Source organism: Halomonas sp. ANAO-440 (assembly GCF_019915905.1).
Classification (GTDB): Bacteria; Pseudomonadota; Gammaproteobacteria; order Pseudomonadales; family Halomonadaceae; genus Halomonas; species Halomonas chromatireducens.
Genome location: NZ_JAHXBV010000020.1, coordinates 100,112 through 120,255 on the forward strand (window position 1 = coordinate 100,112; position 20,144 = coordinate 120,255).

General features: G+C 63.8%; 20 protein-coding genes. 9 read left to right on the forward strand and 11 right to left on the reverse strand.

Features of this window, described 5'->3' with window-relative positions; genetic code table 11:
• Positions 1-56: 56 nt before the first annotated feature.
• A complete protein-coding gene (locus KZO25_RS14400) occupies positions 57-737 on the reverse strand; it encodes a phosphoenolpyruvate hydrolase family protein (RefSeq protein ID WP_223137490.1) in 681 nt (226 codons plus the stop codon).
• 189 nt (positions 738-926) lie between these two features.
• Between KZO25_RS14400 and KZO25_RS14405 the strand changes: the two genes are divergently transcribed.
• The 7 genes from KZO25_RS14405 (at position 927) to KZO25_RS14435 (ending at position 7,587) form a co-directional block, all read left to right on the forward strand.
• Positions 927-2,147, forward strand: a complete 1,221-nt coding sequence (locus KZO25_RS14405) for a Tm-1-like ATP-binding domain-containing protein (RefSeq protein ID WP_223137491.1) — start codon at positions 927-929, stop codon at positions 2,145-2,147.
• Complete coding sequence (locus KZO25_RS14410; RefSeq protein ID WP_223137492.1) at positions 2,144-2,977, forward strand: phosphoenolpyruvate hydrolase family protein; 834 nt, start codon at positions 2,144-2,146, stop codon at positions 2,975-2,977. The genes KZO25_RS14405 and KZO25_RS14410 overlap by 4 nt, the downstream gene beginning before the upstream one ends.
• Before the next feature lie 71 nt (positions 2,978-3,048).
• Positions 3,049-3,906, forward strand: a complete 858-nt coding sequence (locus KZO25_RS14415) for a branched-chain amino acid ABC transporter permease (RefSeq protein ID WP_066445864.1) — start codon at positions 3,049-3,051, stop codon at positions 3,904-3,906.
• Positions 3,903-4,877, forward strand: coding sequence for a branched-chain amino acid ABC transporter permease (locus KZO25_RS14420; RefSeq protein ID WP_223137493.1), 975 nt, complete (start codon positions 3,903-3,905; stop codon positions 4,875-4,877). Before KZO25_RS14415 ends, KZO25_RS14420 begins: the two co-directional genes overlap by 4 nt.
• A complete protein-coding gene (locus KZO25_RS14425; RefSeq protein WP_066445857.1) occupies positions 4,874-6,121 on the forward strand; it encodes an ABC transporter substrate-binding protein in 1,248 nt (415 codons plus the stop codon). Before KZO25_RS14420 ends, KZO25_RS14425 begins: the two co-directional genes overlap by 4 nt.
• Positions 6,114-6,878 (forward strand): ABC transporter ATP-binding protein, encoded by a 765-nt coding sequence (locus KZO25_RS14430; RefSeq protein ID WP_066445855.1) that lies wholly within the window; start codon positions 6,114-6,116, stop codon positions 6,876-6,878. The genes KZO25_RS14425 and KZO25_RS14430 overlap by 8 nt, the downstream gene beginning before the upstream one ends.
• Entirely contained in the window at positions 6,871-7,587 is a 717-nt protein-coding gene (locus KZO25_RS14435) for an ABC transporter ATP-binding protein (protein WP_158509925.1), read from the forward strand. The genes KZO25_RS14430 and KZO25_RS14435 overlap by 8 nt, the downstream gene beginning before the upstream one ends.
• 69 nt (positions 7,588-7,656) lie before the next feature.
• Here the strand turns inward: KZO25_RS14435 and KZO25_RS14440 are convergent, their stop codons facing one another.
• From KZO25_RS14440 to KZO25_RS14460, 5 genes are all read right to left on the reverse strand, one after another.
• Positions 7,657-8,094, reverse strand: coding sequence for an SRPBCC family protein (locus KZO25_RS14440; RefSeq protein ID WP_066445851.1), 438 nt, complete (start codon positions 8,092-8,094; stop codon positions 7,657-7,659).
• Complete coding sequence (locus KZO25_RS14445; protein WP_066445848.1) at positions 8,091-8,939, reverse strand: phosphoenolpyruvate hydrolase family protein; 849 nt, start codon at positions 8,937-8,939, stop codon at positions 8,091-8,093. Before KZO25_RS14445 ends, KZO25_RS14440 begins: the two co-directional genes overlap by 4 nt.
• 16 nt (positions 8,940-8,955) lie before the next feature.
• Positions 8,956-9,939, reverse strand: coding sequence for a branched-chain amino acid ABC transporter permease (locus KZO25_RS14450; RefSeq protein WP_066445846.1), 984 nt, complete (start codon positions 9,937-9,939; stop codon positions 8,956-8,958).
• 2 nt (positions 9,940-9,941) lie between these two features.
• Positions 9,942-10,829, reverse strand: coding sequence for a branched-chain amino acid ABC transporter permease (locus KZO25_RS14455; protein WP_066445843.1), 888 nt, complete (start codon positions 10,827-10,829; stop codon positions 9,942-9,944).
• A gap of 74 nt (positions 10,830-10,903) precedes the next feature.
• On the reverse strand, positions 10,904-12,133 hold the full coding sequence (locus tag KZO25_RS14460) for an ABC transporter substrate-binding protein (protein WP_223137494.1): 1,230 nt from the start codon (positions 12,131-12,133) through the stop codon (positions 10,904-10,906).
• A 107-nt stretch (positions 12,134-12,240) separates the two neighbouring features.
• Between KZO25_RS14460 and KZO25_RS14465 the strand changes: the two genes are divergently transcribed.
• The gene (locus KZO25_RS14465) at positions 12,241-13,086 is read left to right on the forward strand and encodes a helix-turn-helix transcriptional regulator (RefSeq protein ID WP_083517431.1); all 846 of its coding nucleotides are present in this window, start codon (positions 12,241-12,243) and stop codon (positions 13,084-13,086) included.
• Between the two features lie 6 nt (positions 13,087-13,092).
• On the opposite strand, the gene KZO25_RS14470 is transcribed toward KZO25_RS14465, so the two are convergent.
• The 5 genes from KZO25_RS14470 to KZO25_RS14490 all read right to left on the reverse strand — a co-directional run bounded on the left by KZO25_RS14470 (position 13,093) and on the right by KZO25_RS14490 (position 17,513).
• A complete protein-coding gene (locus KZO25_RS14470; protein WP_066445840.1) occupies positions 13,093-13,839 on the reverse strand; it encodes an ABC transporter ATP-binding protein in 747 nt (248 codons plus the stop codon).
• Entirely contained in the window at positions 13,832-14,587 is a 756-nt protein-coding gene (locus KZO25_RS14475) for an ABC transporter ATP-binding protein (RefSeq protein ID WP_066445838.1), read from the reverse strand. Before KZO25_RS14475 ends, KZO25_RS14470 begins: the two co-directional genes overlap by 8 nt.
• A gap of 264 nt (positions 14,588-14,851) precedes the next feature.
• Positions 14,852-15,499 (reverse strand): hypothetical protein, encoded by a 648-nt coding sequence (locus KZO25_RS14480; RefSeq protein ID WP_223137495.1) that lies wholly within the window; start codon positions 15,497-15,499, stop codon positions 14,852-14,854.
• A 217-nt stretch (positions 15,500-15,716) separates the two neighbouring features.
• Positions 15,717-16,748, reverse strand: a complete 1,032-nt coding sequence (gene pyrB, locus KZO25_RS14485) for an aspartate carbamoyltransferase (protein WP_066445833.1) — start codon at positions 16,746-16,748, stop codon at positions 15,717-15,719.
• An 87-nt stretch (positions 16,749-16,835) separates the two neighbouring features.
• Positions 16,836-17,513: an IclR family transcriptional regulator gene (locus tag KZO25_RS14490; protein WP_223137496.1), complete on the reverse strand. Its 678-nt coding sequence runs from the start codon at positions 17,511-17,513 to the stop codon at positions 16,836-16,838.
• 233 nt (positions 17,514-17,746) lie between these two features.
• Between KZO25_RS14490 and KZO25_RS14495 the strand changes: the two genes are divergently transcribed.
• Entirely contained in the window at positions 17,747-20,095 is a 2,349-nt protein-coding gene (locus tag KZO25_RS14495; protein WP_223137497.1) for a cytochrome P450/oxidoreductase, read from the forward strand.
• The last annotated feature ends 49 nt before the right edge of the window (positions 20,096-20,144 follow it).

Sequence of the window (20,144 nt, forward strand, 5' to 3'; positions counted from 1 at the left end):
TCGATAAACTTGTCTCGAAATCCAACTCTCTCGTGACGATCAAATCCGATAGGCTCCTAGCGCTCCACCGCCTGTGGGTGACGTATCACGACCTCCGCCACCGGGTGCAGGGCAGCCATGAGCTCGGCCACGCCGTCATGTTCGTAGCACCATACCGCTTTGCCCTCTGCCTTGATTTTCTGCGCCAATACCTGCAGTTCCCTTCGCTCCACTGACGGTGACGTGTCCACGCTCGCCGACAGGCCGGCGGCAATCATCAGCTGCGTGGGCTTCGTGGCCATTGCCAGCGGCAGCTGTGAAGGCTGTGAAACGATAGCCAGGGTCGCGAAGCCGCGCTTTCGTGCCTGAGTCAGGAAAGCCATCTCCTCTCGGTACCCCAGCCCCGAATGGGTGAGCGTCTCCGCCAGCTCGCCGCTGAGCAGGGCAGTAGAGGGCCAGTTTGCCACGCGCTTGCAGCCCAGCCTGGCCAGCATTTCGAGCAGGTCGTCCGCTAGCCGGAAAGGATCGTTGGCCAGTACGCCGGCATAGGTCGTTTCGGGAAAAGCCGGACTGTTGCGCAGCGCGTCGAGCAGCTCACCGTTGGCATCGCCAATGGGAAGGCTGCTGCCGAGATCGGCCAGCGTTGCCGGCAGGCGGGCGGTCATGGGGCTCAGCAGGGAAGGGCCGCCACGCTGCTGCCGGGCTTCCTCGAGGCTGGCCACCAGGTGACCAATCGTGCCGTTGAACGCTTCTGTCATTGGAATCCCTGCGTGTCATATCGGGTAATTTAGGGTATCTGGGTACCCATTTATACCCATACTGGCCAGACCGGTTGGCTCGAAATCCCGTCATACGGCGGCTCGCCAACCTGGCACGCTTACTGCAACCCTCTGTGCAAACAAGAAGGCCGCTGCGAAACGATGGCGGCCAGGAAGTGGAGACATGCCATGGGCTTCAAAGCTTACATTATTGGAACCTGCGACACGAAAGCCGCCGAGCTGCGCTATGTTCGCGGCCTGCTGCAGGCGGCGGGCCTGGACACGGTCATCGTCGACGTGGGAACGCGTGGCGGTGACCACGGCACGGCGGATATTCGTGCCGTGGATGTGGCCGCCTGCCATCCCGATGGTCCCCAGGAGGTGTTCGTCAACGACCGTGGCCGTGCGGTGGCGGCCATGGCCGAGGCCCTGCGCGGGCTGCTTGCCAGCCGCTCCGACATCGGCGGTGTCATCGGCTTGGGGGGATCGGGCGGAACGGCACTGATTACCCCGGCCATGCGCGACCTGGATGTTGGCGTACCCAAGGTGATGGTGTCGACGGTGGCGTCGGGCAATGTGGCGCCCTATGTCGGCCCCAGCGATATCGCGATGATCTATTCGGTCACCGATGTGGCGGGCATCAACCGGATCTCTCGCCGTGTTCTCGGAAATGCGGCCAACGCCCTGGCCGGCATGCTGAAGGGCCACATCCCCGAGGTGGATGATGGCAAGCCGGCGATCGGCCTGAGCATGTTCGGGGTGACCACCGACTGTGTCGGTCAGGTGACCCGCGTGCTGGAATCGGACTACGACTGCCTGGTCTTCCATGCCACCGGCACCGGCGGCCAATCCATGGAAAAGCTCGCCGACAGCGGCATGATCACCGGGCTGCTCGATATCACTACCACCGAAATCTGCGACCTGTTCATGGGTGGCATCTTCAGTGCTGGCGAGGAGCGTCTGGATGTCGTGGCCCGCACCGCGGTGCCCTATGTGGGCTCGGTGGGAGCGCTGGACATGGTTAATTTCGGTGCCTTGGATACGGTGCCGGCAGCGTATCGCCAGCGCCTTCTCTATGAGCACAACCCGCAGGTCACGCTGATGCGCACCACGCCGGAAGAGAACGCGCGCATGGGCCGCTGGATCGGCGAGAAGCTCAACCGCTGCAAGGGGCCGGTACGCTTTCTGCTCCCTGAAGGCGGCGTCTCGCTGCTCGATGCCCCCGGGCAGCCCTTCCACGATCCTGAAGCCGATGCCGCGCTGTTCGAGGCCCTGGAGGAGACCGTGGAACAGACCGCCCAGCGTCAGCTGATTCGTTATCCCTTCAATATCAACGATCCCGAGTTTGCCACCGCCCTGGTCGAGCATTTCAGGGACATCATGTCTACGGACCCGAGGAGGCCCAATTGAAAAAGTGGAATCGAGAGGAACTGGTGGCGCATTTCCAGGCGATGGTGGCACGCAACGAGCCCATCGTGGGCGGCGGTGCGGGAACAGGCCTGTCGGCCAAGTGTGAGGAAGCAGGCGGCATCGACCTGATCGTGATCTACAACTCGGGGCGCTACCGCATGGCCGGGCGAGGCTCGCTGGCCGGGATCATGCCCTACGGCAATGCCAACGAGATCGTCAAGGAGATGGCGCGGGAGGTGCTGCCGGTCACCCAGAAGACCCCGGTGCTGGCGGGGGTCTGTGGCACCGATCCTTTCGTCTTCATGGAGCCCTTCCTGGCCGAGCTCAAGGCGATGGGCTTCGCCGGGGTGCAGAACTTTCCCACCGTGGGCCTGATCGATGGCACCTTCCGCGCCAATCTCGAAGAGACCGGCATGAGCTACTCCCAGGAAGTGGAAATGATTCGGCAGGCGCGCAAGGCAGGGCTGCTGACCACACCCTATGTCTTCAGCGCCGAGGACGCCCGAGCGATGACGGAGGCCGGCGCCGACATCATCGTCTGTCATCTGGGACTGACCACGGGTGGCAGCATCGGTGCCGAGACCGCCATGAGCCTGGATGACTGCGTAGAGGCCATCAACGATTGGGCAGCAGCGGCCCGAGAGGTACGTGACGACATCATCGTGCTCTGCCATGGCGGCCCCATCGCCGACCCCGAGGACGCCGAATACGTGCTCGCGCGCTGCCCCGACTGTCACGGCTTCTATGGGGCATCGAGCATGGAGCGCCTGCCGACCGAGCGCGCCCTGACCGAGCAGACGCGTGCCTTCAAGAACGTTCGCCGAGGCTGAATCGCCATGTGCTTCAACGACAACAACAGCACGCCGGAAACGCCACGCTCGATCAGTCGGGAGGCGAGGCCATGAACACCTTCTATTTTCTGACCCTGAACGGCCTGACCATGGCGGCACTGCTGTTCATCATGGCCAGCGGCCTGACCCTGGCTTTCGGCCTTATGCGGGTGGTCAACCTGGCCCACGGTGCCTTTTACCTGCTGGGCGGCTACTTCGGGGTCCAGGTGATTCGAGAGACCGGCAGCCTGACGCTGGGCATTCTCGCCGGTGGCGGTATCGCCCTGGTGGGCGGCCTGCTGATGGAGCGCTTCCTGCTGCAGCGGGTACGCGGCATGGATCTTTCCGAGGCGCTGCTGACCATCGCCGTGGGCCTGATCATCGCCGACGCCCTGCTGGTGGTCTACGGCGGGCAGCCGGTGAGCCTGCCTCTGCCTCCCGAGCTGCGGGCGCCGGTGGACCTCGGCGTGATGATGTATCCCTACTTCCGGGTGCTGATCATGGGCTTTGCCGTGCTGCTGGGTATCGCCCTGTGGCTGGTGATGACCTACACCCGCATCGGCGCGGCCATCCGCGCCGGGGTCGACGATCGCGAGACCGCCATGTCACAGGGCATCAATGTGCCACTGCTGTTCGGCGGGGTCTTCGCTGTCGCCAGCTTCCTGGCCGGTGTCGCCGGGGTGGTCGGTACCTCCTACATGTCGCTGACCCAAGGGCTCGACGTACGGGTGCTGATGCTCTCGCTGGTGGTGATCATCATCGGCGGCATGGGCTCGCTCAAGGGGGCGGCAGTGGGTGCGCTGATCACCGGCATGGTGTCGAGCTTCGCTACCGGCTACCTGCCGCAGTTCGCGCTCTTTTTCCTGTTTCTACCCATGACCCTGATTCTGGTCTTTCGGCCCCAGGGCCTGTTCGGGAGGACGGCATGAAACGCGAACATCTGTTCATTCTGTTTATCGTTGCCGCCCTGGTGGCCTGGCCACTGGTAATGGGCAACTATGCGGTCTCCCAGGCCAATCGGGCGATGATCTACGCCCTGGCGGCGCTGAGCTTTTCGCTGCTGGCGGGCCGTCTGGGCTGGTTCTCGCTGTGCCAGACCACCTTCGCCGGCATCAGCGGCTATACCATCGCCATTCTCGGCGTGCGCTTCGGCCTGCCCTTCCCGGTTGTCGTTCTGTTGGCGCTGCTGTTCACCACGCTCAGCGCCGTCATCTTCGGCCTGCTGACCGTGCGCTCGCGCAAGGTGAGCTTCCTGATGCTGACGCTGGCGCTGGGGCAGATGGTCTGGGCGCTGTCGTTCCAGTGGGTCGACGTCACCGGCGGCTACAACGGCATCGCCGGGGTGCGCATGCCGGTCTATGGTGGTGTCGATCTCAATGATACCCGGGTCTTCTATGTGCTGGTCACCACGGTCACGGTGGCGATCTTCCTCGCCGTATGGCGGCTTTACGGTTCGCCCTTCGGCCTGCTGCTGCTGGGGATTCAGGAGAATGAGCAGCGCATGCGCGCCCTGGGTCATCCCGTTTATCTGGCGCGCTTCACCGCCTTCGTGCTGGCCGGAGCCATCGCCGGCGTGGCGGGCGTCTTCCTGGTCTACGACATGGGCATCATGTCGCCCTCCCCGCTGGGCCTGGGTCACGCCGTCTGGGTGCTGACCGCCGCGGTCCTCGGCGGTTATCGAAGCCTGCTGGGCCCCGCTATTGGCGTGGCTGTCCTGATCGCCCTGGAAACCCTGGTCTCCCAGTACACCGACCGACACATGATGGTGATTGGTCTGGTTCTGCTGCTCTCGATTCTGCTGATGCCGCGCGGGCTGGCAGATGTACTCGAGCAGCACTTCAAGCGCAAGTCGAAGCCACAGGCTTCCGTGACAACAACAACCCGAGGAGAAGAGCCATGAAGCACGCCAAGACCCTTATCATTGGCGGTATTTCCGCCCTGACGGTGGGCGCTACAGCCCATATCCAGGCCGACGACACCCTGCGTATCGGTGTCATCGGGCCCACGACCGGGGTGTTCTCGTTTTTCGGCGAGCAGCAGCGCATGGGCGTGGAGCTGGCCCAGGAGGAGCTTGCCGAACGTCTCGAGGCGCTCAATATCGAAGTCGAGTTCTACGACTCCCAGGGCGATGCAGAAACCACGGTGGATCGCCTGCGCGCCATGGAGTCCCGTGACGATGTCGACCTGGTAGTCGGCCCGGTGCTGGGCGGTACCGGCCTGGCCGGGCTGGAGTGGGCCAAGGGCTCGGGGATGCCGACGGTGATCTCCTACTCGGCCCCCGAGGACATCACCATGCGCGACCGTGCCGAGAACGTGGTGCGCGCCGGCTGGACCGGGGCGCAGCCCATGTTTGCCTTCGGCGAGTACGTGGCCGAGGAGCTCGGTCATCAGCGCATCATCGCGGTCGGCCAGGATTACTCCTTCCCCTATAACCAGCTGGGTGGATTTCTCAAGGGATTCTGCGCCGCCGGCGGGGAATCGGTGGAGCGCATCTGGCACCCCACCGGTACCTCGGACTACAGCTCGATCCTGGCGACCCTGCCGGACGGCGATGCGGTACTCTACAACGGCGCGGGCAGCGACGGCCTGGCGTTCTTCCAGCAGTATCACGACTTCGGCATCGACGCGCGCATGCCGTTGCTCGGGGGCTCCAACTTCTTCGCGGTGGGCGACCTGCCGGAGATGGGCGAGCAGGCTATCGGCGGCCTCTCGGCGCTGCAGTATGCCGAGGGCCTGGAGAGCGATACCTTCCTGGCCTTCCGTGACGCCTTCTGGGACATGCACGGCGATGACGTCATGCCGCTGGCACCGGCCGAGCATGGCTATGTGGCCTTCAAGATGGCGGTGAACGCCTTCGAAAGCGCCAACGGCGGTGACCGTGACGCCGTGATTGCCGCCCTGCGCGAGACCGAGATGCCGGATGCGCCGCGCGGCCCCTTCCACCTCGATGAGTACGGCAACCCGGTACAGAACATCTACATCAATGAGGTCCAGGAAGTCGACGGCCGCCTGGTCAATGTGCCGATCAAGACCTACGAGAATGTCAGCCAGTTCGGCCCCTTCGATGCCGAGACGTATCTGGCCGGAGAGCCGGATAGCCGCGACTTTCCCCCGGGCGACTGTTCGGATCCCTACTATGACTGAAGCTCAGCTTTCGATGAGCCCAGAGCCGGCGCTGGAGGTCGCCGGCCTGGCCAAGTCCTTCGGCTCGCTGATGGTGGCCAGCGACGTGCATCTGCGGGTGGCGCCGGGCGAACGGCGTGGCCTGATCGGGGTCAATGGCGCCGGCAAGACCACGCTGTTCAACATGATCGCCGGCGAGCTCAAGCCCGATCGAGGCAAGATTCGATTCTTCGGCGACGATATCAGCGCGGACTCGGTCATCCAGCGTACCCTCAAGGGGCTGGGTCGTACCTATCAGGTGTCGACCCTGGTGCCCTCGGTCACGGTCAGGGAGAACCTGGCGCTGGCGAGGGGGGACGGCCGGCTGCCATCGCTGTGGCAGCCCTGGCAGTCGCGCCTGGACGATGACCTGATGACCACGGCCGACCAGTTGGGGCTGACGCCAGTGCTCGACGAGGCGGTGGCCAACCTCTCCTATGGCACCCTGCGTCAGCTGGAGCTGGCCATGGTGATGGCCCAGAAACCGCGACTGCTGCTGCTCGACGAGCCTGCGGCCGGGCTCTCCCATGCCGAGCGCCAGGTGTTACAGGGTATTCTCAAGGACCTGCCACAGGAGGTGACGCTGTTGATGATCGAGCACGACATGGAGATGGTGCTGGCACTCAGCGACCGTATCTCGGTGCTGCATCAAGGTGAAATGTTCGCCGAGGGTTCTCCTGACGAAATTGCCGCCCATGAGGGCGTGCGTGACATCTATCTGGGGCGTGCCAATGGCTGAAACGATGATAAGCGTCGAGCGCCTCGAAGCCCATTACGGCCTGGGGCTGGCGCTGCAGGACATCAACTTCCGTGTCGGCAAGGAGTGCGTTGCGGTCATGGGGCGCAACGGGGTCGGCAAGACCACGTTGGCGAGGGTCCTGATAGGGCTCGATCCGCCCCAGGCAAGCGGTTCGGTGGAGCTGCTGGGCCATCAGGTGCTGGGCATGCCGCCACACCGCATCGCGCATCTGGGAGTGGGCTATGTGCCCCAGGGAAGACGGCTGTTTCCCTCGCTCAGCGTCGACGAACACCTCCAGCTCAACTCCCGCAAGGGGCCCGCCGGGCAGCGCTGGTCAACCAGCCGCGTGTTCGAGCTGTTTCCCTCGCTGGGGCGTCGGCGAAAGGCATTTGGGGATCAGATATCCGGAGGCGAGCGCTCGATGCTGGCCATAGGCCGGGCGCTGGTGACCAACCCGGGCTGCCTTATCCTCGACGAACCTACCGAAGGACTGGCACCGGCGGTGGTCGAGGATGTCGCCTCGAGCCTCAAGGAGCTCAGCCGAGAGGGGGTGGCGGTGCTGCTGATCGAGCAGAACGTGAAGGCGGCGGTACTGGCGGCCGATCGCGCCTACTTCATGTCGGAAGGTCGGATCGTGCATGAAACCGCCGACGGCGAGTCGATGTCCGACGAAGCGACCCTGGGGCGCTATCTTGGCGTGTCGGTCTAGTCGCATAGAACGACTAGCGCCCGGGCCTTGTGGCCGGGGCGCTTGTTGCAGGTATCGTGATGTTTACTATCAGCTGGTAAAACGCTCAGCGGCCCCTTCGAAGGCCAGCCGGAAGGTGTCCGATACGCGCTGCATGACATCCTCGCGATCGGCCTCTGCGACCTCGAACTCCGCCCACCATTCGCCGAAACACTGCCCGCTGGTGGTGATCGGCTTCAGGCGCATTTCCGCCACGTAGCCTTGTACCGGCAGGGCAGGGGCTTCGAGAATACGGTAGCAGCAGAGGTGGTCGCGGTCCGAGAGCGAGAGCAACTCTTCGCGGATGTGGTTCCCATCGTGGTCGTGGAAATGGCGTACGCAGCCGAGCTGGTCGGCGGGTTTGCCTTCCTCGATGTAGCTCTTGGCGAAGAAAGGGTGATAATCCGGCAGGCCGTTGAAATCGCGCAGCACGCTCCAGGCCTGCTCAAGGGAGATTGGCATCACTGCGCTGACGTATACCCGGGTCATGACGAGGTCTCCTGATAGTCGGTGATGGCCTTGAATTTGCGAATCTGTTCAGTTAGTGCGATTTCCGTGGGTAGGCGCTCCATGCTGCTGGCGCCATAGAAGCCGTTGCAGTGCTCGCTCTGTTTCATGACATAGGTGGCATCCTCGGGAGTGGCGATGGGGCCGCCGTGACAGAGGATGATCACGTCCCGGCGCACGCGCCTGGCTGCCTCGGCCCAGTCATCGATCAGGCGCACCGATTCGTCGAGGCTCTTGGCCGACTCAGCGCCGATGGTGCCGCCCACGGTGACGCCCATGTGCGCCACGATGATGTCGGCACCCGCCTCCGCCATGGCCACGGCCTCGTCGGCCGAGAACACGTAGGGCGTGGTGAGCATGTCCATCTCGTGGGCCAGGCGAATCATGTCGACCTCGCTACCGTAGGTGATGCCGGTCTCCTCCAGGCTGATGCGGAAAGTACCGTCGATCAGGCCTACGGTGGGAAAATTCTGCACCCCCGAGAAGCCAAGCTCCTTAAGCTCACGCAGCAGCTTGGGCATGATCACGAAGGGGTCCGTACCGTTGACCCCGGCCAGCACCGGGGTGTGCTTGACCACCGGCAGTACTTCGAGGGCCATCTCCTGAACGATCTGGTTGGCGTTGCCGTAGGCCAGCAGGCCGGCGGAAGAGGCGCGCCCCGCCATGCGGTAGCGCCCCGAGTTGTAGATCACGATCAGGTCGATCCCACCGGCTTCCTCGCATTTGGCCGAGATGCCGGTACCGGCGCCGCCGCCGATGATCGGCTGGCCGCGGGCGACCATGTCCTGGAAGCGGGCCATGAGGGTCTTGCGGTCGAAGGCAGGCATGGCGATTTTCTCCTTGTTATTGCTGATGGGCATGCGAACGACGCTGGCCCTTGGCTGAGGTCATCGAGGTGCGGCGAGAGCGAAGCCAGAGATTGAGCTGACCCACGACACCCTGGCGGAAGGCCAATACGCAGGTCATGAAGACCACGCCGGTGATGACCGTGACCCAGGCGCCGAAAGGGTCGAGATAATGGTTGAGTGCGGAAACCAGTGCTGCACCGACTGCTGGGCCGAAGACCGTGTTCATGCCGCCCAGCAGCGTCATCAGGATCACGTCGCCCGAGGTGTGCCAGTGCACGTCGTAGAGTGCCGCGAGCTGGAAGACGATCGCCTTGAGTGAGCCGGCGATCCCGGCGAGACCGGCCGAGATGGTGAACACCAGTACCTTGTAGCGGGCCACGGGGTAGCCCAGCGAGATGGCTCGGGGCTCATGCTCGCGGATGGCGCGCAGCACGTTACCGAACGGCGAGTTGACGGTGCGCCACACCAGCCACAGGCCGGCCGCGACGATGCCCAGCACCACGTAGTAGAGCGCCGTGTCGCTGCGCAGGTCGATCACCCCGAGGAAGGTGCCGCGGGGAATCCGCTGCAGGCCGTCCTCGGCGCCGGTGAAGGGCGCCTGCAGGAAGAAGAAGAAAACCAGCTGCGACAGGGCGAGAGTGATCATGGCGAGGTAGATGCCGCTGCGGCGAATGGCCAGAGCCCCGATGATAGTCCCTAGCGCTGCCGCCACCAGGCCGCCGGCCAGGATGCCGAGATCGGTGGGCACACCGTACTCCTTGACCAGCTGCCCGGTCACGTAGGCCCCCGTGCCAAAGAAGGCGGCGTGGCCGAAGGAGAGAATCCCGGTGTGCCCAAGCAGCAGATTGAAGGCGCAGGCGAACAGCACGAAGCACAGCATCTTCATGACAAAGACGGAATAGACGAGCTGGGGTACGAAGGGAACGACCAGCAGCGCCAGCAGGACCACAGCGATTGCAGCGATGTACAGGGTGCGCATGCTCAGCTCTCCTCTCTACCGAAGAGGCCTGCCGGGCGCAGCAGCAGTACCAGCACCATGACCAGGAAGACGATGGTGGAGGAGAACTCTGAATAGAACACCCGGGTGAAGCCCTCCACGACGCCAAGCCCCAGGCCGGTAACGATGGCTCCCATGATCGAGCCGAGCCCGCCGATCACCACGACGGCGAAGATGATGATCACCAGGCTGGATCCCATCGAGGGGTTTACGTGGAAGATTGGTGCGGCCAGCACGCCGGCGAAGGCCGCTAGCCCCACGCCCACGCCATAGGTCAGGGTGATCAGGCGTGGCACGTTGATGCCGAAGGCCTGGGTCAGCTCCGAGCGCTCGGTCGCGGCACGCAAGCTGGCGCCCAGTGAGGTGCGCTCGATGATGAACCAGGTGGCCAGGCACAGCGTCAGCGCCGCGGCAATCACGAAACCGCGATAGATCGGCAGGATCATGAAGCCCAGGTTGATGGTGCCTCGCAGCAGCTCTGGCGTGGCGAAGGGTTGGCCGGAAGAGCCGAATGCCACCCGGAAGCCCCCTTCCAGCACCAGCACCAGGCTGAAGGTCAGCAGCAGCCCGTAGATCGGGTCGAGGCCATAGAGCCGACGCAGGAAAAGGAACTCGAACAGCATACCGAACAGGGCAACTGTCAGCGGAGCGATGAACAGCGTGACCCAGTAATTGGCGCCCATGTACTGGGCCAGCAGAAAGGCGGTGAAGGCACCCAGCATGAAGAAGGCACCGTGGGCAAAATTGACGATCTTGAGGACGCCGAAGATGATCGCCAGGCCAAGGCTGAGTACCGCATAGAAGGAGCCATTGACGATGCCCAGCATGAGTTGCCCCAGCAGGGCCTGAATGGGAATACCGAAAATATCCATGATCACGTGCTCGCGAGGCTAACGGTAGGAGAGAGTTGTGGTGCCCGGCCAGAGGCCGGGCACGCAGTCGCACATCAATCGTTATCGAGCAGGTAACAGGTGCTGTCCTCCAGCGGCTGGAAGGCTTCCTCGCCGGGAATGGTGTTTACCAGGCGCAGGAAGTCGTAGTCGTACTCCGACTCGTCGGGGGATTTCACCTCCCACAGATACTGGTCATGCACCATGCGGCCATTGGGGCGGATATAGCCACCGGTAGCGAAGAAGTCGTTGATCTCCAGCTCACGCATCTTTTCGGAGACTGCGGTGGCGTCATCGGTGCCGGCGGCCTCGACGGCGTTCAGATAATGCATGGTCGACGAGTAGTTTCCGGCATGCGCCATGTTGGGCATGCGTCCTGTGCGCTCATAGAAGCGCTGGGAAAACTCGCGAGTCTCCTCATTGGCGTCCCAGTAGAAGGCATTGGTCAGCAGCAGGCCCTGGGCGGTGTCGAGACCCAGGCTGACGATGTCGTCGTACCACAGCAGCAGGGCTGCCGGGCGCTGATCCGGCGTAACGCCGAATTCCGCCAGGGCGTTGATGGCGTTGATGGCATCCGCCCCGGTAGAAGCAATACCGATGATCTCGGCACCGGAGGCCTGGGCCTGAAGGGCGTAGGAGGAGAAGTCGGTGGTGTCGAGGGGGTGTCGTGCAGCACCAACCACCTGGCCGCCGGCCTCGCGCACGACATCGGATACCTGCTCCTCGAGCCCGATGCCGAACGCGAAGTCCACGGTGAGGAAGAACCAGGTATCGCCACCGTCCTCGACGATCGTCTTGCCGGTGCCTTGTGCCAGCGAATAGGCGTCGTAGGTGTAGTGAGTCACATAGGGCGAGCAGTAGTCGTTGGTCAGCCCGATGTTGGACGCCGAGTTGGAAATGGCATGGCGCTGGCGCTCCTCGGCCACTGCTGCCACGGCAAGGGCGACACCAGAGTTGGACAGATCGTTGATCATGTCCACGCCCTCGTTGTCATACCATTCTCTTGCACGGCTGGCGCCAGTGTCGGCGCGATTGCGGTGATCGCCGTAGATGACTTCGATGGGTACGCCGTTCACCTCACCACCGAAGTCTTCGACGGCCATGCGTACGGCGGTCACGGCCGCTTCGCCGGAGAGGTCGGTATAGATGCCCGACATGTCGGTCAGCACGCCGATTCGCACCACGTCGTCGGAATAGTTGGCGCTTGCCATTCCGCTGGCGAGGCCCCCCAGGCCGAGTACGGCTGAAGACATCATCAGCGTTTTCAAGGAGTTTTTGGCTGGCATTGGTTTCTCCTGTTCACTTGGGAAGTTATTGTTGTACTTTGCTCTGATTAGAACGTTCTTGTTTTCCATTGCCACTATCAGTTAGGGCCAATCAGGGCGATTACGCCATGGCTATAGAACACGAACAGCTATCCGAAACACACATAGTCGGCGCCGACACCCAGCAGTGGATCGTGCGTGCCGAGGACTGCCCGGTGCTGGCGCAGCGGCATATCTCTCACCTGGGAGTGGGCGATGCCGCCGTGCCTTACCGCATCGTGCGCACCCGCTTGAGCGGCGCTTATATCCACGGCTCCCTGAGCGGCGAGGGGCGCATGCTGCTCGACGGGCGCTGGTGCATCATGCGGCGCAACATGATGTCCTTCGCCCCGGCCCATGCGCTGCATGCCTTCCATGCCGTACCGGAGAAGCGCTGGCAGTACTGCTGGCTGCGCTACCTGCCGAGCGCCCCGCGCTCGGTGGTGGGTACCATCGCGCCTATCATGCAGGACTTCGATCCAGAGCCCATGAAGTACGCCATCCTGGGCCTCTACAGCGAGGTGTTTCATGGCAAGGGCGATGCTGCCAGCTGCGTCATGTGGGTCGATACCATCGAGCGCTATATCGCTCGCTTTGCCGACCCGTGGCGGCGCGATCCCCGGATCGTCGCCGTTTTCGAGTCGGTAATGCCGACGCTGGAGCGCCAGTGGACCATTGAGGAGATGGCCGAGATCGCCCACGTCAGCACCGAACATCTGCGGCGTATCAGCCGCAAGGTATTCGGCCGCAGCCCGATGCAGCAGTTGACACAGTTACGCATGCAGCATGCTTCGCATCTGCTGGCGACCAGCGATCTCCCCGTGGAGGAGATCGCCGGGCGGGTGGGGTATCAGAGCCCTTTCGCCTTCTCCAAGACCTTCAAGCGCATGAACGGCGTCTCGCCCTCCCATTTCCGGCTGCACACCCGCGAGTAACTTCGACTAGACGCCGAGCCGCGCCAACAGCGCGTCAATATCCTTCTCGATGCCATCACGATCATAGTGAGCCGCGACCTGGCCGTGGTCGATCAGATAAAACTGGTCGGCAACCTCCATGGCGAAGCGCAGATTCTGCTCCACCAGCAGAATGGTGTAGCCCTGGGACTTCAGCTTCTTGATGGTGTCGCCGATCTGCTCGACGATGCTGGGCGCCAACCCTTCGGTGGGCTCGTCGAGCAGCAGCAGCGGGGCACCGGTGCGCAGAGAACGAGCGATGGCAAGCATCTGCTGTTCGCCGCCGGAAAGCTTGGTGCCGGGGCTGTGCAACCGTTCACGCAGGTTGGGAAAAAGGTCCAGAGCCTGTTCCGTACTGAAGCCTCCATCATCGACTTGCTTCGGCAGTTCCAGATGCTCCTTGACGTCCAGGGTGGCGTAGATGCCGCGATCCTCGGGGCAGAAGGCCACACCGTGTCGAGCGATATGGAAAGGACGCAGGCCAATGGTCTCGGTGCCCTGCAGGCATATGCTGCCGCGACGACGTGGCACGATGCCCATGATCGATTTCAACGTCGTCGACTTGCCGGCACCGTTACGGCCCAGAAGGGTGACGACCTGCCCCGGCGGCACCTCCAGGTCGATACCATGCAGCACGTGGCTTTCGCCGTACCAGGCATGAAGATCGCGAATGGCCAGCATGGGCTCGGGAGTCAGCATGGGTTCGGAAGAGTGGATAGCGGCGGCATCAGTCATGGCGGGCGCCTCCGATATAGGACTCGATGACACGCGCATCCTGCGAGACCGTGGCGTAATCGCCCTCCACCAATACCTCGCCGCGGGCCAGTACGGTGATGCGGTCGCAGAGATCGGCCACCACACCCAGGTTGTGTTCCACCATCAGTACGGTTCTGCCCTTGGCAACGCTGCGTATCAGCTCGGCGGTTCGCCCCACGTCTTCGGTGCCCATGCCGGCGAGCGGCTCATCGAGCAGCATCACCTTGGGGTCCAGTGCCAGGGTGGTGGCGAGTTCCAGCGCACGCTTGCGCCCATAGGGGAGCTCGGCGGCGGGCGTATCGGCCCACTCCTCGAGACCGACATCTTCAAGCAATGCCATGGCACGCTGCCCTTGATGATCCAGGCGGTGGTGTGAGCCCCAGAAATCGTAGGATTCGCCGCGCTGTCGCTGCAGTGCCAGCTTGACGTTGTCCAGGGTTGTCAGCTTGCCGAAGACGGCGGATATCTGAAACGAGCGGACCATGCCCCGTCGGGCGATCTGGTCCGGCTTGAGCCGGGTGATGTCCTGGCCCTGGTAACGGATAGTCCCCGACGTAGGTACCAGGAACTTGCTGAGCAGATTGAAGCAGGTGGTCTTGCCTGCTCCATTGGCCCCGATCATGGCATGAATGGTGCCGGCCTCGACGCGCATGGATATGTCATTGACCGCCGTGAAACCCTTGAAGCTCTTGGTCAGGTTGGCGGTCTCGACGATTGCTTCTGCCATGGAGTGCTCCGCTTGGCATTGTTATTGGAGTCGGATCTCTGGGCGGAGTCGTGCTGCCCTGTCTCTAGTCTTGTTCTTCATGGGGAATAGGGCCATGGCTGCAGGGCACTTTAGCCTGTCCAAAAACCACATGCTGCCGTCCAGGTTCTACCTGATTTGATTAAAGCAGACCGGTAGGCGGGTGGGTAGCCGACAAAAGCGAATCCCGCCGATAAGCGTTGCTTATCGGCGGGATGGAAGGAAAGAAGCCTGGGCGTGCCGGGCTCAGGTCGTCAGCACCCGCTCCTCATCGTAGTGGGCGGCAATATCGCTGACCGAGATACAGGTGTACTTGATGACGAAGAAGGCCAGGGTGGCGGGGCAGGTGAAACTCTCCTCGAACTGCTCCACCCGGGCGCCGCGGCCACGGGTGACGCTGGCCCGGTAGGTGTCGCCGGCCTTGGTCAGCTTGACCTTGGCCTGGCTGTCGGCCTCCTGCTTCTCGAGCACCAGCTCCTGCTGCTTTGCCAGCAGTTCGTCCAGCATCTTGCCGCCCTCGCGCTCCTCCGGCGTGGCCCAGACCTCCTGGTCCCGGTTGCCATACTGGTAGAGCATAATGATCGGCAGAACGGAGAAGATGGCCCCGCTCAGTACCCAGGTCAGCTCTCCGCTGGAGAGTCCGCCGGTGAATACCGCGAGCAGCTGTACGACGATGCCGACGGCGAGCAGGCCGGCCAGCGGCCGCCACATGCGCGGATTGAGGAAGGGCTTGCCCAGAGTGTGGCCCCAGAGTCCCGTTGCCACCAGGACGCCCACCCCGGTGGAAATAAGGGCCCAGAGCGGTCCGCCGCCCACGAGCAGGGCAATAGCTCCCAACAGCACCAGCAGGCTGTAGAAAACCGCCAGTAAAATGTACGCGCGATGCAGATTCATGCGTAACGTCTCCTTGTTGCGGGTTGCCGGCCGGCAACGCCTGTTATTGTCGTCGAACGCTTATCGGATAGCTGGACCTGGCGCCAGCCGTTTCGTCATGGGGGTGGCTGCTCATAGCTTCGCATATTACTCGGCTGCGAACAGCATAGCGCTGACCAACGCTATATGCATGGTTGGGAGCCAGCCGATAACCTGGCCTCTCAACCCGACAGGCTCCCTAGCTGTGGGGGTCGTCCACACCGGTCCGCTCGGGCACGAACCAGCGCACCGGTCGCAGGTCCTTCTCGATCAGTTCCTCGACCTGAAGCAAGGTGGCAAAAATTGCCATGCGCATGGGAATGCCGTTGTCGGTCTGGCGAAAGATCGCCAGCCGCGGGTCGCCATTGAGGTCGACGTTGAGATCATTGGCGCCAGGCCGGCTGTCACGGGGCAGCGGGTGCATGACGATGGTGGTGTCGTTGCAGCGTGTATCGAGGAAGTCGCGGCCGACGCTGAAGTCCTGCGAGACCCCGGCGAAGCTTTCGCTCATCTCTTCGGTGAAGCGCTCCTTCTGGATCCTGGTGGTGTAGACCACGTCCAGGTCGGAGAAGTCGCCAGCCAGGCTGTCGCGCTGTTCCACCCGGTGGCCCCGGGAGACGGCACGGTCGATCACTTGGCCCGGCATCTCCAGACCCGGTGGCGAAACCAGGGTGATGCGCATCGGCTCAAAGAGCGAGAGCAGCTTGATCAGCGAATGGACGGTACGCCCGTACTTCAGGTCGCCGGTCAGCAGGATGTGTGCCCCCGCCAGCTTCTTGCCCAGGCGTGCGAACTCCTTGTCGATGGTGTAGAGGTCGAGTAGTGCCTGGCTGGGGTGTTCGCCGGGGCCATCGCCGCCGTTGATCACCGGCACATGGGTGGCGGCGGCGAACTCGGCCACCGAACCCTGATCCGGATGGCGCATGACGATGGCGTCGCAGTAACCGCTCATCACCCGGCTGGTATCGTAGAGCGACTCCCCCTTGGCCATGGAGGAAAAGGTGAAGCCGGTAGTGTCGCAGACACTGCCGCCCAGCCGGCAGAAGGCCGCATTGAAGCTGACCCGGGTCCGGGTGCTGGCCTCGAAGAAGAGGTTGCCGAGCACGGCGCCCTCCAGCACCCGGGTGACCTGGCGCCGGCTCGCGATGGGCTCCATGCGTGCGGCGACACGCAGCAAGTGATCGACATGGTCTCGGGAGAGGGAATCGACGGACAGCAGGTGTGAGCTCATTGCGGGCCTCGGGTTAGCGACGGGAATGGCCGTAGTGTACTCCCCCCTGCGGCCCGCTTCACGGAGGATGTCGTTGAATATCAGTGGTTACTGGCCGATCAGCTCGGCGAGGTGGCGTGCATGACTTATCACCTCGTGGCTGGCACGCTCGGTATCCAGATCGTCCATGGCCACCACGCCGATGCATGCCTCCACGCCGGCGCGGAACTGGGGGGTGGCGATGGCGCTGGCCACGCCTACGGCGCCGCGCTGCAACTGGCCACGAGTCAGGCTGTAACCGTCGGCGCGGGCCTGGCGCACCGCCTCGCTGTCATCCTTGCGGGGTGGGCGCGCGGCGAGAATGGCAATCCCCGCCGCACCCTGGGACAGCGGGTGGCGGCTGCCCACCCGGTAGCCGACCCGCAGCAGCCCCTCGTCGGGCTCGGCCACCAGTATCACCACGCACTCCTCCCCCTGGGCAACCGAAATGAACGCCGTGGCTCGCGTTGCCTTGGCCAGCGCCTGCAGCAGCGGCTGGGCCACCGCGCGCAGCTGCGGTTCGAAGCGTGAAGCGAGAAGGGCGATGCCCGCCCCCAGTCGAATTGGCCCCTCGTCGGTACGCGTGATCAGGGCATGACTCTCCAGTGTGGCAACGAGGCGATAGGCGATGGCGCGATGCACATCCAGCTGCCTGGCGAGCTCGGCAATCGTGATGCCCTCGCTGTGCTCGGCGATCAGCTCGAGGGCGCTCAGGCCTCGATCCAGGGTTTGCAGGGTAGTGGACATCGGTGGCGATACCTCGGGTAGCAGTGGGTGAGCCTGACCCCTGCCATGTTAGCGCAGCCGGTTGACGTTTGACGGTGTCGGTAAAAGGGCCTATTTTCCCAATCGTGTTCGTTAAAAGATATTAAGTGTGCGTTAAAAGTAAATGAATGGAAAGGTGTTCGCTGGAACGTCAACGGCAGTCAACCTGCCCTGCACGCACAGTCGCGAAGCCAGACCGTTCACACGGAGCCACCATGACGACAAATTCACGACGGGCCGGGGCTGAAGCGGGCGGTTGCCCCATCCACCAGCCAGGTCGACAACAGGACCTGGCGCCCAATGGCTGCCCGATCTCCCCTCGTGCCGCGGCGTTCGATCCCTTCGATCGCCCTTACCAGCTCGACCCCGCCGAAGCGCTGCGCTGGTCCCGCGAGCAGGAGCCGGTGTTCTACAGCCCGAGGCTGGGCTACTGGGTCGTGAGCCGCTACGACGACATCAAGGCGATCTTCCGCGACAACATCACCTTTTCGCCGTCGATTGCCCTGGAGAAGATCACTCCCGCAAGCAAAGAGGCCCAGGCGGTTCTCGAGCGCTACGACTACGGCATGAACCGTACCCTGGTGAACGAGGACGAGCCCGCCCACATGGCGCGGCGGCGCGAGCTGCTCGAGGCCTTCTCGCCCGAGGCACTGGAAGCCCATGCGCCCATGGTGCGCCGCCTGGTGCGCGAGAAGCTCGACGCCATTGTCGACCGCGGCCGCGCCGACCTGGTCGACGAAATGTTCTGGGAGGTGCCCCTCACGGTGGCGCTGCACTTCCTCGGCGTGCCCGAAGAGGACATGGAGCAGCTGCGCCGCTTCTCGGTGGCCCATACCCTCAATACCTGGGGGCGGCCTTCACCCGAGCAGCAGGTCGAGGTAGCCGAGGGCGTCGGCAAGTTCTGGCAGTACTCCGGTGAGGTGCTCGTGAAGATGCAGCGCCAGACCCGGGGGAAGGGCTGGATGTACGACATGATCGAGAAGAATCGGCAGAAGCCCGATGTCGTCACCGACAACTACCTGCACTCGATGATGATGGCGATCATCGTCGCCGCGCATGAGACCACGGCGCTGGCCACCGCCAACGCCTTCCGCCAGCTGCTCTCGCGCCCGGCGGTGTGGGACGAGCTGTGCGACAACCCCGAGCTGATCCCCGCGGCGGCCGAGGAGTGCCTGCGCCACTCCGGTTCGGTGGTGGCCTGGCGGCGGCGCGCTACCCGGGAGGTGGCGGTGGGTGGTGTGACCATTCCCGAGGACGGCAAGATCCTGATGGTCACGGCCTCGGGCAATCACGACCCAAGCCACTTCGAGAACCCTGACGAGCTCGACATCTACCGCGACAATGCCGTCGACCATCTTACCTTCGGCTACGGCAGCCACCAGTGCATGGGCAAGAACCTGGGGCGCATGGAGATGCGTATCTTCCTCGAGGAGTTCACCCGGCGGCTGCCGCACCTGGAGCTCGAGGAGCAGGAATTCACCTTCCTGCCCAATACCTCGTTTCGTGGCCCCGAGGCGCTGTGGGTGCGCTGGGACCCGGCAAAGAACCCCGAGCGGCAAGATCCCGCCGTGCGCACTGCCCAGCGCGACTTTGCGGTGGGCGCGCCGTCGCGTCAGGACATCGCCCGGACAATGGTCGTCGCCAAGGTGCAGGCGGCTGCCGACGGCGTGCTGCAGATCGCTCTGGAAGACCCTCGTGGACGTCGCGTGCCGGCGTGGAGCCCCGGCTCCCACGTCGACCTGATCATGGGGGACTACGTGCGCAAGTACTCGCTGTGTGGCGAGACGGACGACCCCTACTGGCTGCAGGTCGCCGTGCTGCGTGAGGAGGCGGGGCGAGGCGGCTCGGCCTGGATCCATGAGCACTTCGAGCCGGGGATGACGCTGCGCCTGCGCGGGCCCAAGAACCACTTTCGCCTCGACGAATCGGCGCAGCACTACGTGCTGATTGCCGGCGGCATCGGCATCACCCCGATCATCGCCATGGCCGACCGTCTCAGGCGGCTGGGCAAGTCCTATGAGCTGCACTACGCGGGGCGCTCCCGTTCCAGCATGGCCTTTATCGAACGGCTCGAGCGCGACCACGGCGAGTCGCTGCAGCTCTACCCCAAGGACGAGGGGCGGCGTCTCGATCTGGCCGGGCTGCTCGCCGAACCGCGCGAGGCGACCCTGCTCTACGCCTGCGGCCCGGAGCGGTTGCTCACGGCGCTGGAAGGCGGCACTGCACACTGGCCGGAGGGCAGCCTTCACGTTGAGCATTTCACTGCCGAGGGCGCGCTGCTCGACCCGGAAAATGAGCACGCCTTCGAGGTCGAGCTTACTGACTCCGAGCTCACCGTGGAGGTGCCACCGGAGCGGACGCTGCTCCAGGTTCTGCGCACCGCCGGCATCGACGTGCCCAGCGACTGCGAGGAGGGCCTGTGCGGCTCCTGCCAGGTCGAGGTGGTCGAGGGCGAAGTCGACCACCGCGACAAGGTCCTCACCGCCGCCGAGCGGGCCAGCCAGGATCGGCTGATGAGCTGTTGCTCTCGCGCCAGGGGCAGGAAGCTGGTACTGGCCCTTTGACCCAGAAAAACCATAACGCAGAGAAACGTACGCCAACCCTGACAATCGG